The organism is Neosynechococcus sphagnicola sy1 (assembly GCF_000775285.1).
Lineage (GTDB): Bacteria > Cyanobacteriota > Cyanobacteriia > Neosynechococcales > Neosynechococcaceae > Neosynechococcus > Neosynechococcus sphagnicola.
Genome location: NZ_JJML01000026.1, coordinates 75,427 through 88,693 on the forward strand (window position 1 = coordinate 75,427; position 13,267 = coordinate 88,693).

Below are 13,267 nucleotides of genomic sequence, written 5' to 3' on the forward strand. Positions count from 1 at the left end.
CATCTTGAGACAGAACGGCGCGATCGCTCGCCGCCTAAACTATATAGAGCCGTTTCAAATCTTCCAAGCATGTCGATTCAAGTTTACGGAATCCCCAACTGCGGTACTTGCAAAAAAGCATTCACCTGGCTGAACAATAACGGCGTTGCCTATGAGTTCATTAACACCCAGGAACACCCCCCACCCAAAAACTCATTCAGGGTTGGGTGCAGTCCTTAGGCGCAAAGCCAATGCGAAACACCTCTGGTCAATCCTACCGAGCCTTGGGCAGCGAAAAAGATAGCTGGACGGACGAGGAGTGGATCGCCGCCTTTGCTCAAGATGCGATGCTGCTGAAGCGCCCCCTGTTTGTCAAAGATGGGAAGGCAGTGCTGGTGGGGTTTCGGGATGCTGATGATATCATTCGTCAAACCTTGGGTCTAGGCTCCTAAGGATGCGGGGGAGGAATGGGAGTTGCTATCATCGGAGCAATCCTGATTCCTGGCAAAGCTGCAATGCGACTCCTTGGACTCTTGCTCGTGGGTGCCCTCTTGGCTTGTGTGCCCAAGTTACTCAGCTCAACCAGTCCCCCGGCTGCGGTTTCTAGCAATGGGTTTGTGTCAGCTCCCCTCCCCGATGCCATGGCAGCCAATCCGCATCAGGTCTTGGTTGTAGGGCCAGATTGTGATAGTCCCGAGGGGGTAAAAACTCGGGAGTTAACCCGTCAACTGATCCAACACAACATCCCCGTTCAGCAAGCCAGCAGCGTTGCCTTTGGCTCCGACTCAGGCACGGACTTTGAAGCGATCGACCGTGTCGATCAAGTGATGCAAGCAGGTTCTCCTATTGTTTTTGTCAGAGGCAAAGCCAAGGCGAATCCGGGCATTGAAGAAGTAATCGCGGAGTACCACCAACCCTCCTCCAAGTGAGAAAATTCCCTGGTAATCCGAAAGATTCACCAGAAACTTCTAGACTGGAAATACCTGTTGCTGACGTTCTCCCCATGAGTGACTCCTCGGTACAATCTCGGTCGGTGTCGGAACCAGAACTCAAGTATGGTGAACGCTTGATTGCCGAAGGCCAACTCACCTTGTTCCCCAATCCCCGACTGGGACGCCGCTATGAGATTGCCATTACCCTGCCGGAATTCACCTGTAAGTGCCCCTTTTCTGGCTATCCAGACTTTGCCACCATTGCGATTACCTACGTGCCCGATGCCTCGGTTGTGGAGTTGAAGTCGCTAAAGCTCTACATCAACAGTTATCGCGATCGCTATATTTCCCACGAAGCAGCGGTGAATCAGATCTTGGATGACTTTGTGGCCGCTGCTGATCCCTTGGAGGTTCGGATCACAGGGGATTTTTACCCCCCGTGGGAATGTGCATACCGTGATTGACGTTCGCCATCAAAAACAAGCCCCATGTTAGCTAAACGAATTTTACCCTGCCTGGATGTGAAAGCGGGTCGGGTAGTGAAGGGGGTGAACTTTGTCGATCTCCGGGATGCTGGCGATCCGGTGGAACTGGCGCAAGCCTATAATCAGGCCGGAGCCGATGAGTTGGTATTCCTAGACATCACGGCCACCCATGAAGATCGCGGCATCATCCTGGACGTGGTTCACCGTACTGCCGAGCAGGTCTTTATTCCCCTGACGGTAGGGGGCGGGATTCAAAATTTAGACACCATTAAGCATTTGTTGCGAGCCGGAGCTGACAAGGTCAGTATTAACTCCGCCGCAGTCCGCGACCCCGATCTGATTAATCGAGCCAGTCAACGATTTGGTAATCAATGTATTGTCGTCGCCATTGATGCGCGCCGACGAAGCGATCCAGCTCATCCGGGTTGGGATGTCTATGTCCGGGGAGGGCGAGACAATACCGGCATTGATGCCGTGCAGTGGGCACAGGAAATGGAGCAACGGGGGGCTGGGGAATTATTGATCACCAGCATGGATGCCGATGGTACTCAAGCAGGGTATGACTTAGAGCTGACCCGCCAGATTGCCGAAAAAGTTCAGATTCCCGTCATTGCCTCGGGGGGGGTCGGGCACCTGCGATCATATTCAGGCGGCATTGACGGAGGGTAGGGCAGAGGCCGCCCTCCTCGCCTCTTTGCTCCATTACGGTCAGTTGACGGTGGCTGAGATCAAAGCCCATCTGGGGGCTCATGGTGTACCAGTGCGTACTTACTAGGTTTGGCCGGAGCAGTGATCGGATTTCACTAAAATGCAGATTCTTCGAGATCATCAAGGGGTGATTTTAATCCAAAATACTTCTGGATGGAAATCCCTATGGTGGCATCCCCTAAAGGCCACTGATCACCCAGCATGTATTGCCGATGATCCCAAATTGTCCGCAGATCCTTTTCCTTGGCCAGAAGTTCTTCTGGAGCTAACAGCTCCAGATGTTCATTGTATTTAAATATTTCCCGTGCCCTGTCAAAATTTTCCTCTGAAAACAAGGCTAGATCTTCCCAGGGCTCTGGTTCTCCCTCAACCCATTCCCAGGTAGATTGGCAACCGTCGAAAGACCAGCATAGTTTTCGTAGGATGTTTCCTTCCTTGGAATGTTCATATTCCAGTTGATCATTGCTGGTGTCTACACAAATAAAAATAGTTTCGCCAAATTGCAACGAGATCTCGGTTGTGAAGTAAGTTCCAGGTTCAAACAGTCCATCTAAATAGCTATCCCCAAAATCGCATACCACCCATTCCGAGTCAGGAATCCTACTGACTTGGCTAAAACGGTCTTTGAGGTTACTTTCAGTCGCTGGCGTTTTAATAAAAAACGCATTATAGAAGAGGCTCATTTTGCTTTTTCCCTTGCAACGATGCAGATGGGCGTCGCATCCAATTTCTAGGTTTGCGACTGATTGACCTTGTGCTTGCAGGAGATAGTCAAGACTTGATTCATAGCCCCATTTTATCTGATCAGAAATAGGTTATCAGTATGCCCGATAGATGATTGTCTGGCTCCGGATCTGCGCCGGACTCCTATTCCTCCCGACGCTCACCTGCGGTAGAGCACGGGGCTGCTGCTACTTTAGCTGAACTTTGTGCTCCAATTCAGTAACCACCTGATCTAAGCGTTCCACCAAGGGAGTCAGTCCCTTGGCCTTAAAGGCAGCTACCAATGAACGGTAATACCAAAGGGTTCCATCCTTCTTACCATTGAAGCGGTTCCAGAGTTCATCGCCTAATGCGTTGTAATCTCGCAAGATCGACAGAGCATTATGCAGTTTGTCTGCGGCTGAAACGAGACGGACAGATGGACTGGCAGATTTGATATGGGTAATATAGGCTAACTTGAGATCTTTCCAAGGTAATTTGGTTTCTCCCTGACTGGTATCTGCAACCGAATCGCTACACCCCTTCACGATCGCGGCAACTGTATCCCCGAATTGTTCCCGAATCGCCTCCAGGGTTGGCAACCCGCCCTGATCTTCCACCGCATCATGGAGTAAAGCAGCGATCGCTTCATCTTCAGTAGCTCCATGCTCTAGAGCAATCATCGAAACTGCCATTAAGTGAGAAATATAGGGGGTGGCTGTGCCTTTGCGGGTCTGTTTGCTATGTAACGATGCAGCATATTCCAAAGCGTTATTGTAGCGATCACTCACCATGGGGAACCTCCTGTAAATGCAAAACCCCCAGCGATGGCTAGGGGTCTATGGATACTTTTGGGGCAGGAAACCTGGGAACGGGCAAAGGTCTGGAGTGGGTTCACTTTCACGGCACGTTTCTCTGACTGCCTACTTTTTTACTGTAACCATATTTTGAAGCTCTAGGGATATCGACCACCCGATCTGATGCCTAATTTAGTGCCATTGTCTCAGAGATAGATCATACTCCGACGGCTCTCAAAGTCATGTGTGGTTACGATTTCGGCGATCGCCCGCACGATCTTTGCCCCGCCTAGCTCTGATGGTTCGATGGGTGAAATAGGGGAGTAATCTGACGGCTGATCAAACATCACCCTCAGATCGATGACTGGCATTCCGGCTAAGAACGCTTCGCGGAAGATCACTTCATTGAATCCACCTAATGCGGCTTGCTCTGCGGCTCCCAGCCCAGGAATGGTGTCGTAAATGCTGCAAACTGCGGTGGGTTTCCCAACCGTGGAGAGCGATCTGAGCATCGCCCGATAGGAACTCTGAAAGTCCGTGTGGATTTTGTGGATGCGGCTCAGTGCTGCCCCTACCGTCAAAGTCATTGCCGAGAGGATACTGCTGGCGCTCAAGGCATCGTTGCCCCCCACGCTGACGACTAAGTGTGTCGTGTCTGAAGGCAGCTTCTTGAGCTGGGTGGCGACATCGGCAGTGATATTACCGTCCACCGCCAGCAAGGATGCAATCCACCCTGGGGGAAGTGTTTGGCGGAGTTGATGAATTACGGGCGATCGGTCTGGGACGTAGCGGGCATTATCGAAGATGGAGTCCCCCACCAGTACTACATGTCCCATGTACAACTCCAGCAGATTTGAGGCTGAACTTTTGTTTCCAAGATTTTAATCCTTCAGTTCACTCCGGAGGTATAGCGGTTCCAGATCGTCCATTAAAAGCTCAGCGATCGCCCTTCCTCAATCAGCTAATGTGCTCCAGTAGTACCTGATTAATATCAATTTGATAGCCAATTGCTCCAATGTAGCAAATCCTGCGGGAAACCCCGGACTATAGATGTGAATTTTGTTGACTTAAGAGCGGTTCAGTGTCGGGATGAATTGGCAAGCCCGTGCTGTATTGCCCAGTATATGCCTTTGGCGGAGCGTTGGCATAGCCTGCCGCAGGCATAGCTTTACAGCATCGGGTAGTTAACGCATTCTATTTCGCCCATTCTCGGACTTCATCTGAAAGTCCGAGAATGTTTCGAGTTGCTTAGCCAGCTTATCGGTTTGCTTTGACGTGCCCTACCCCTTAATTACGGCATTTAGAAAATAAGCTAATCAGCATTTATTTTTTCGAGACGATCACCATGATGCATGGGTTTTGCGCCTAGTTTCATGCAGTTTGGACGCGCAACAGCTTAATTAGCTTCCACTAACCCATTGGTTGGAGCTATTGAGTATCATCGTCTTCTCAAAGACTCCTACCTCATACATGACTGGAGCAGTTCGGGTCACTGTCTTTATATCTAGAACATCTCCTACTCTTCTTTCAGTGGCAGCTCCAACCCAATATACGGGAGTGGGTGTAAAAAAGTGCTGTAAATTTGGACCAGCTTGTTCAACAAATGTGCCGACTCCTGACATTCCTATTCCTACCGAGAACTTGAGGTCAGGTAGATTACCCAAGTCGTTGATGACTAATGTTCCCTTATTTTCTGGATCTAGCTGTGGCGTACTCAGAGTTGGTGAACCTGCTGAATTATAGCCAAAAGTTGTTGAATTCAATGTTGTTGGATTTGCGTCCCTTGGCCCACTTGCCTTGTACTTGATTCCAGGCTTGAGGATACCTGTATCACCCCAGACAAAATTGTAATCAATAAACCACTGGAATTCTATTGAATCCTGAGGAGCAATTGGATAAGGGCTGGCAAACCAAGCAAGTGATAACATCGTGGATGTCTGTTTCGGCAATGTCTGGTAGACATATAAAACCCAATCCCGCCCTGAGTTGTTTTGGAGAGTCAAAAAATAGGGTTGAGCAGCTGCGACATCAAGATGGGGCGGTCGGTAGGCAATTGTGGTTACCAAACTCCCTTCGCCTGTGGTTACCAAACCCTCTTGATTGCTGCTTTCACACCCTGGTCCTTTTTGGCACGTAGACCTTGCATGGACATAGGGGGAACATGCATCATGCCCGTGATCTTTTAGCTTTTGCTTGAGCGCACGCACCGCGTCGTCTTTCGCAGCGTTGCACGCTTCTTCGCTACAGCCATCTCGTTCCCGATGTTCCTCCCATGAAGGGCAGCCTTTGGGGGCACTCCCTCCCACAAATGCTGTTGCTGACATCCATCTGCCATTTGTGCTTGTTGTAGATTGTGTTGTTTCCATGAAACATTTTCCTCCTTTCTAGGGGTATGAATTTTCTATCTAATTCGTCGCAACCAAGGCGATCTTTTCATGTTTAGAATGAGAGTTTTTCTCTTTTTTTCTCTGGATCGCTCATGAATCAATAATGAGGATTTTGTGTTCTCAACACCATTAAAGTTTGCAATTTTAAGAAAAAATCAAGGATTTAGCCTTAGAGGATGTTTTAAAAGGGTCGTCTTGAGCCTCAAATACGACTCAGTGGTGCAATCTAAAATCCATAAACCCTGATTCTGTCGTAGCGGTCTCTAGGTGGTCTGAGTGGTTGGATACACCCAGGAAGACTTTTAAAACATCCTCTTAAAAATATTCCAAACCTAGGCTCTGTCTCGGTTGTAAATATCGAAGATCTAGTTATCTTTTCACCATTTCTAGAAGAGTTTTTTAACTTTATAAAAATCCCAAAGTTAAGGAATTTACTTCTGATTTTCTTTTAGCAAAAGCATGCAGGTTTGAAATATCACATCTCCTGCTCCTAGATATAGAGACTATTATCAGCAGCATAAAATGTAACCATCTCAGGGTAGTACGGAGTTGATCGACTGGTGGACAGACTCATCCATGCTAGACTCCTAACTTTTGTGACGATTACCTGTCTCCAATCAGGCAGGTTAATCCTTTTGGCTGATTGATCTATCTCCAAGAGTATTTTTAACTGAAAACTTCAGAAGCTAAATACAGCAGGGCTTTAAGGCACTTCCGATAGGCACTTAGCAGCGGCTAAAGAAGAGAGCATTATTGAGGATTTTTAAATTTTGGATTTCTATTCTCTGAGCCTTTTATTACAAAAAATTATGGATATTTCAGAGAATAATGCAAAGCATAATCGTCAGAACTTACGTATCAAAAGTCGCTTTTATAACATTCTCATGGATTTAACTCTGGCTGGCGAATGATTAGTGTTTGATTTTTCTCTGGCCGAAGATATTTAGCTTCTTTATCAGTTCGAAAAACCTTTACTTTTCAATGATTTTTTCATGCTTAATGTGGGTTCGGCGAATTCAAACAATAGACAATAGTTAGGTAGCAGAATTGCCAGCCCAAAGGATATTTATCGTGCGCTGAGACCGAAGTCTCAGTAGAAATATAAAGATATCAGCATCAATTTTTACTCTTTACCTGGGTAAGAGGTCTAGGGTAGATTGCTCCTTAACTTCCACTAAACCGACTGATTCTGGTTGAACCCTGGAACATCAAACAAAATTTTCTCGATCTTTTATGAATCAATAATGCAATCCCAATCGAGAAACCATGGGCGACGGCGAGGAGTTACTCTGACGGCTCGAGGCTCCAGGAAACTCAATCAGGCAAAAGCTAATGCAGAAATTGAGCACAACTTTAAATACACACTCGAATCTCTCAGTGAGGAAACAGGTTTAACCTCCACGACCCTCAGCAAAATCTTTACCGGCTCGGCAGGCGTCGATAAGCGAACTTTGAAGTGCTGTTTCGCTGCTTTTAATCTCACCTTGTTAACGGAGGATTACCTCTACCTCAAACCTGCTCCCAACACTATTGCCGAGATTGGTTCTGGGCAAGCACCTGAAGCCTTCTTCAACCTTGATCCTGACTGCGATTCTCCTTCAGAGATGCTGCGCGAACCTAGGAATACCCCTCAAACCCACAACATGGATCGACGACAAGACAAGCTGCAACCGCGTCTCCCAACCACTCCGGGCGGTCAGATGCCCCTAAGTTCAGTCTTTTACATTGACCGACCCATCCTCGAATCTCTCTGTTATGAAGCTATTCAGCAACCTGGGGCGCTGCTAAATATCCGTGCCCCCAAGCAAATGGGCAAAACCTCCCTGATGACACGGATACTGGCTTACGCGAACACGCAAGGCTCTCTCACGGTTTCCCTGAGTTTGCAACTCGCAGATGCCGAGATTTTACAAAGCCTTGAAAGCTTCCTTAAATGGTTCTGTGCCAGAGTCAGTCGGCAGTTGGGTGTGTCAAATGCGATCGCCGATTTTTGGGATCATTCCTTAGGCGGCAAATCAAATGCCACCGACTACTTCGAGGATGTTCTCTTAACCAACCTCGCTTGCCTGCTGGTGATGGCAATTGATGAACTCAATCAGCTTTTTGCCTACCCGGACATTGCTCGTGAATTTCTCTTACTGCTGCGAACCTGGTCTAAGCTAGCTAAAGCAAGGGTTCCAGATAGAAATCCTTGGTTTAAGCTCCGACTCGTAACGGTTTATTCCACTGAAATCTTGATGCCGCTCTCGATCAATCCCGCCCTCTTGAACACAGGGGTAGTGATCAACTTACCTGAATTTACCACTGCTCAGGTACAGGATCTATCAGAACGATGTGGACAGGAGATCACCGCCCGACAAATCAAGCAATTAATTACCCTTTTGGGAGGACATCCCTATCGCTTGCAATTGGCATTCTATCATCTACAGCAGCAGACGATCACCCTGGAAGTACTGTTAGAAAACTCTGAGGTTGACTTGGCAATCTATGCTGAACATTTACAACAGCAGTGGTGGAACCTGCAACGCTATCCTGACTTATGGACAGTGTTTACCCAGATTGTCAGGCAGTTAGATCCAGTGGATTGCGGGGCCGAGGAAGGCTCCCAGTTACAACAGCTGGGCTTGGTACATCTGCAAGGGTTTCAGGCAAGCCTCGCTTGCGAGCTATTTCGTCCATTTTTCCGCAAGCGGCTGCCGGATCCAATCATCTAATGCCCTAGCCTCTCGACTCGTTCTCCGCCAAGGCATTGGCATCAAACCAACTCGCCCGCCAGGCATCCTCAGCCGCAGCGATCGCCCGCTCCTGCTGTTTTCGCTGATATTGTCCCTCCAAGGAAGAGAGTTGGGCAGACAAGCTCCGGATATGGTTGCGCCAGGACTTCACCGTAGCATCGGCGAATTCAATTTCCGCCAATCGGAGATGCACCGCCACAATCCGCAATGGTAGAGCCTTGAGAAAAGAAATTTCTTCAGTATCGCCCTTGTCAGAACTTAAATCCGCAATGGCATCCAGGGTGAGATCGAGAATATTGGGGGGACTGGCAACGGTTTCGGTTACAGCATCGGTTTTTACGGCCATTTCTAGTAATGGTTCTGGAAGTCGCGGGGGTAAAATTTCCAACTGCTGCAAGTGGCGATTGACCTCCAGGGACACCTGACGGAGGGTGTGGGCGATCGCCTGTTCCAGGTGTTCTTGCCATTGCAGCAGTTCTCTAGGATCGGTGACGGGTTGGGGGGTAGTGTTCTGCGGCAATTCTGGAAGCTCCGCTATCTCCTTACTTGGTAAATCAGCGCTCTCTGGGGCAGCCTCTGCCACCTCCGGGTTAAAAAATGCTTCGGGTTCAGTGGCAACCGGGAGAGGTGCTGTTATGGGTGGCAACGGAGTCATCCCTGGGGGATCTAATTGTTGCGTCAGATGGTGTTGGGCCTCTTTCGCCACTACCAGCAACGCTTGTTGCAGTTTTTGCCGCTGGCTGAATGAAAGTTGTAAAAAGGCCTGGGGAAAAGATTGGGTACAGATATAGTAACTAGCTAGGATGAGTTGCTGTCGGACAGACTGTCCCAGAGCTGCTAAATACTGCCCATAGCAGTGATAAAGCTGATCGGCGATTGCCGCGATCGCCAGCTTTAACTCTGAAATATCTCGATCAATTCGCTCAACCGATCGCCCCATGATGCAATCATCCGCTCACTGGATAGCAACCTACAGCGGGAAACGTTGGATAGGGTAGACACCAGAAACCAGAATTTACCATTCTCCTGATTTCTAAATTCCCCATTTCCCTGCTTCCCGCCTTCAGTCAGCTATTTCTTCTTTTTGCTGGTTTTTTTATCTTCCGGAGCTGGTTCTGGGCTAGGCGCTGGTTCTGGACTGGGAGCGGGTGCCGCTTGTTGACCCATCTGAGCTGCGACTTCATCGGCAAAGTTTGACTCTTCCTTCTCAATGCCCTCACCCAAGACAAACCGGGCAAAGCGTCGTACCTGGATATTCTCACCCAGTTGGGAGATCGCCTGCTTCACCAGCTCATCCACGGTGATGTTTTGATCACGAATGTAGGGCTGATCCATCAAGGACAGTTCCTTCAAGCGCTTTTCAATCCGCCCTAGAACAATCTTTTCCTTGATATTTTCAGGCTTCCCAGAGAGGTCATCACGACCCATCTCAACGGCTTTCTCCCGCTCTGCAATGTCTGCGGGAATATCACTCACCTTCACGTACTCCACATTCTGGCAGGCTGCAACCTGCATGGCAATGTTTCGCACCAGGCTCTGAAACTCTTCCCGACGGGCAACAAAGTCGGTTTCACAGTTGACTTCAACCAGGACGCCCACCCGGCCTCCAGTGTGGATGTAGCTACCCACAAGCCCCTCAGCCGCAACGCGCCCGGTCTTTTTCTCAGCCGAGGTGATGCCCTTTTGCCGCAGCCATTCCATGGCCTTGGTCATGTCACCCTCATTTTCCTTGAGGGCTCGCTTGCAATCCATCATCCCTGCGCCAGTCTTTTCGCGCAGTTCTTTGACGAGCTGTGCTGATATGTCTGCCATTGTGTTTTAGTTCCTACTTCGCTAAATTGACAGGTTTCAGTGATGCTTAAGCTTCTGTCTCCTCGTCATCATCCGGGATGAAAGCGTCTGCTTCTTCCTCGTCAAACTCTCCCTCAGCGCCCTCGTAATCTTCAAAGTCTTCGTCGGTCTCTAATTGACCGTGGCGACCTTCGTAGATAGCATCAGAGAGTTTACCCACTATTAGCTTAATCGAACGAATTGCGTCGTCGTTTGCCGGAATGGGAATATCGGCCAAATCCGGATCGCAGTTGGTATCCAACAAGGACACAATCGGAATCCCTAATTTCATGCATTCTTGCACCGCGTTATACTCACGCCGCTGATCGACAATCACCACGACATCGGGGAGGCGACGCATGGGCTTAATACCACTCAGGTACTTTTGTAGCTTGGACAGTTCCCGCCGCAGCATGGAGGCTTCTTTCTTCGGTAAGAGATCCAACGCGCCGGTTTCTTCCCGCCGTTCCAGTTCCTTCAAGCGATCCACACGGGTTTTAATCGTTGCCCAGTTAGTGAGCATCCCCCCCAACCAGCGCTGGTTGACATAGTAAGCCCCACAGCGCAAGGCTTCTTGAGCAATTAACCCCGCAGCTTGGCGCTTGGTGCCAATGAATAAAAAGCGCTTGCCTTGCTCAGAGGCTGTCCGCATGTAGTTATAGGCATCATCCATTAATTGGGCGGTCTGCACCAAATCGATGATGTGGACACCGTTGCGGGACGTATAAATGTAGGGAGACATCTTGGGGTTCCAGCGGCGAGTCTGGTGACCAAAGTGAACCCCTGACTCCATCATTTGAGCCAACGAAAGTACGGGCATATTCAACTCCTGATTCGGGTTAATCCTCCACCCAGGCGTATTTTGAGGTAGTGATCACAGAATTTAAGGCAATGAATGCCCTTTAATGGTCTACAACCCACTCAAAACACCCGAAACCCTGGATGTGCGATTTTTTGACAACTTCTCTAGGCTACCACAATTGTGTATTGATGGATTTTTTTGTCCGTGTCCCAACAACGCACCTCAATGGGTTATTAGCCTAGATCAATCCTGATGCACTGCAGATTTGAACTGGCGATTCATACTTGGGTTAAGCAACGCCCATGTTCCGTCATCTTGGGGCAAGGACGTATCCTGATTTGCTCAAAGCGTTAGAAACCGCATTTCCAGAAGTGACGGTAGAGAACTTACTCGGTTGGTTTACTCACTGCTGTTACTGTGCTTCAGTAAATTGATAACCGCTATAAGTCTTAGCTATTGATGGGGTTCTTGGGTGATCAGGAGGGATACCGTTACCAATGAAGATACTACGTCAATGGTGCCTGGTGGGTCTTTTAGAGTTGTTGCTGTCGCTGGTGTTGATTGCGATCGCACCGAGTTTTTTTAAACTCAAATCAGCCCCTGATTGGATTTTTGATCTGGATGATGGTTCTGAGTCTCTTCCTTGGATCTGTGGTCTATGTGAGTTACAAGCTTCGGAGTGCCCAACAGGCTCGGCGGATATTTATCACTCGATTCCCAGAATATACCTACCTCAGCTGGCAGCCGTTTTTGCACCTCTCCCCAACTCAAGTTCGCCATCAATTGGACATACTAACGGCGGTTCAGAACGATCCAGATTGGCAAGCACTGCACCTCTCTCCCCTTGATTTCCTCCATGGAGCCCGAAAGCAATGAAATTGATCGCGACAACCCCACCGTCTTTCCCAGGAATTCCCAGCTCAACCCTCTCTACCTGCCCACGGCTGTTATTCCTCACCGGGATTTTAGGGATCAGCCTCAGTGCCTGTGGGGTTGTTCCCGGTACCAACATCAGGACTGTGGAACCGGGCTTTGCAGGGTTGAAAATTCAATTGTACGGCGGCGATAAAGGCATTGAAAATGCCGAGGTGGTGACCGGACGGGTCTGGTACAACGGCTATACGGAAGAAGTGGTTGTCTTCCCCACATTTGTGAATACCTATCCCTTCACTCAAGCAGCCACAGAAGGTTCCCCCACGGATGAGGCAATTGTGTTTTCCGTCGGCGGTAGCCCGGTGTCTGCGGATGTGGGGATTTCCTTTGGATTTTCCACCGAGTTATTGCCGGGACAGACGAGAAAAACGAAATTACATCAGTTTTATGAAACCTATCGCAAAACCCCCGATCAATTCCGTGCCAATGAATTACGCAATGGTCTACGAAACTGCTTTTCTAGTGTTGCCGAAAATCTCAAACTCACCCCTTCGATGCTCTCGACCAACCAACAACGGTTGGTGAATGGCGTGATCGATTGTACGCAAAAGCGATTTCCCAATGTGGTGGTTCAAGATATTTCTCTCTTGGGGCCACTCCGATTGCCACCGGATATCCAGAAGAGTATTAATGAGCAATTTGCAGCTCAACAAGCAGCACAAACCTCGGAGTCGAATCGCCGCAAAGTTGAAGCGGAAGCTGCTGCCAATGTGGCCCGTGCCAAGGGAGAAGCTCAAGTGACGATTGAGCAAGCCCGTGCCGAAGCTGAATCCAATCGTCTCCGAGCCAACTCAATTACACCGCAATTATTGGAGTGGGAGCGGCTGCGGGTGGAGCGAGCGCGGGTGGACAAATGGGATGGTCAGCAGGCTCCGGTGATCCAGAGTCCCAATGTGCAATTGGGGGGGAACGCTAAACGAAATCCCTAGCATGCTGATGCTAGGGAATGTTCGTGAACTACTTACTGAATCACTGAT

11 protein-coding genes and 3 pseudogenes are annotated in these 13,267 nt (G+C 49.0%); 7 read left to right on the top strand and 7 right to left on the bottom strand.

Annotated elements, in window-relative coordinates:
- Window positions 1–69: 69 nt before the first annotated feature.
- The 4 genes and pseudogenes from DO97_RS31205 (at window position 70) to hisF (ending at window position 2,171) form a co-directional block, all read left to right on the top strand.
- Window positions 70–431 (top strand): annotated as a pseudogene (locus DO97_RS31205) (Spx/MgsR family RNA polymerase-binding regulatory protein).
- Window positions 432–446: 15 nt separating this feature from the next.
- Window positions 447–908: a hypothetical protein gene (locus DO97_RS12240; protein WP_036533747.1), complete on the top strand. Its 462-nt coding sequence runs from the start codon at window positions 447–449 to the stop codon at window positions 906–908.
- 74 nt (window positions 909–982) lie between these two features.
- Window positions 983–1,406: pseudogene (gene queF, locus DO97_RS12245) on the top strand (preQ(1) synthase).
- Window positions 1,400–2,171 (top strand): annotated as a pseudogene (hisF, locus tag DO97_RS12250) (imidazole glycerol phosphate synthase subunit HisF). The pseudogenes queF and hisF overlap by 7 nt, the downstream one beginning before the upstream one ends.
- Before the next feature lie 28 nt (window positions 2,172–2,199).
- Here hisF and DO97_RS12255 read toward each other — a convergent pair.
- The 4 genes from DO97_RS12255 to DO97_RS21100 form a co-directional block, all read right to left on the bottom strand.
- Window positions 2,200–2,610: a hypothetical protein gene (locus DO97_RS12255; protein WP_156120553.1), complete on the bottom strand. Its 411-nt coding sequence runs from the start codon at window positions 2,608–2,610 to the stop codon at window positions 2,200–2,202.
- A gap of 405 nt (window positions 2,611–3,015) precedes the next feature.
- On the bottom strand, window positions 3,016–3,600 hold the full coding sequence (locus DO97_RS12260; RefSeq protein WP_036533751.1) for an HD domain-containing protein: 585 nt from the start codon (window positions 3,598–3,600) through the stop codon (window positions 3,016–3,018).
- 209 nt (window positions 3,601–3,809) lie between these two features.
- Complete coding sequence (locus DO97_RS12265; protein ID WP_036533754.1) at window positions 3,810–4,439, bottom strand: SGNH/GDSL hydrolase family protein; 630 nt, start codon at window positions 4,437–4,439, stop codon at window positions 3,810–3,812.
- A 564-nt stretch (window positions 4,440–5,003) separates the two neighbouring features.
- Window positions 5,004–5,969: a hypothetical protein gene (locus DO97_RS21100; protein ID WP_052128686.1), complete on the bottom strand. Its 966-nt coding sequence runs from the start codon at window positions 5,967–5,969 to the stop codon at window positions 5,004–5,006.
- Window positions 5,970–7,234: 1,265 nt separating this feature from the next.
- On the opposite strand from DO97_RS21100, the gene DO97_RS12275 reads away from it, so the two are divergent.
- A complete protein-coding gene (locus tag DO97_RS12275) occupies window positions 7,235–8,704 on the top strand; it encodes an AAA-like domain-containing protein (RefSeq protein WP_036533756.1) in 1,470 nt (489 codons plus the stop codon).
- Between the two features lie 4 nt (window positions 8,705–8,708).
- Here the strand turns inward: DO97_RS12275 and DO97_RS12280 are convergent, their stop codons facing one another.
- From DO97_RS12280 to rpsB, 3 genes are all read right to left on the bottom strand, one after another.
- Window positions 8,709–9,665 (bottom strand): hypothetical protein, encoded by a 957-nt coding sequence (locus DO97_RS12280; RefSeq protein ID WP_036533758.1) that lies wholly within the window; start codon window positions 9,663–9,665, stop codon window positions 8,709–8,711.
- Window positions 9,666–9,796: 131 nt separating this feature from the next.
- A complete protein-coding gene (tsf, locus tag DO97_RS12285; RefSeq protein WP_036533760.1) occupies window positions 9,797–10,537 on the bottom strand; it encodes a translation elongation factor Ts in 741 nt (246 codons plus the stop codon).
- A 46-nt stretch (window positions 10,538–10,583) separates the two neighbouring features.
- Window positions 10,584–11,375 (bottom strand): 30S ribosomal protein S2, encoded by a 792-nt coding sequence (gene rpsB / locus DO97_RS12290; RefSeq protein WP_036533763.1) that lies wholly within the window; start codon window positions 11,373–11,375, stop codon window positions 10,584–10,586.
- Between the two features lie 642 nt (window positions 11,376–12,017).
- Here rpsB and DO97_RS12295 point away from each other — a divergent pair.
- A complete protein-coding gene (locus tag DO97_RS12295; RefSeq protein ID WP_156120554.1) occupies window positions 12,018–12,233 on the top strand; it encodes a hypothetical protein in 216 nt (71 codons plus the stop codon).
- Window positions 12,230–13,219, top strand: a complete 990-nt coding sequence (locus tag DO97_RS12300) for an SPFH domain-containing protein (RefSeq protein ID WP_156120555.1) — start codon at window positions 12,230–12,232, stop codon at window positions 13,217–13,219. Before DO97_RS12295 ends, DO97_RS12300 begins: the two co-directional genes overlap by 4 nt.
- Window positions 13,220–13,267 lie beyond the last annotated feature (48 nt).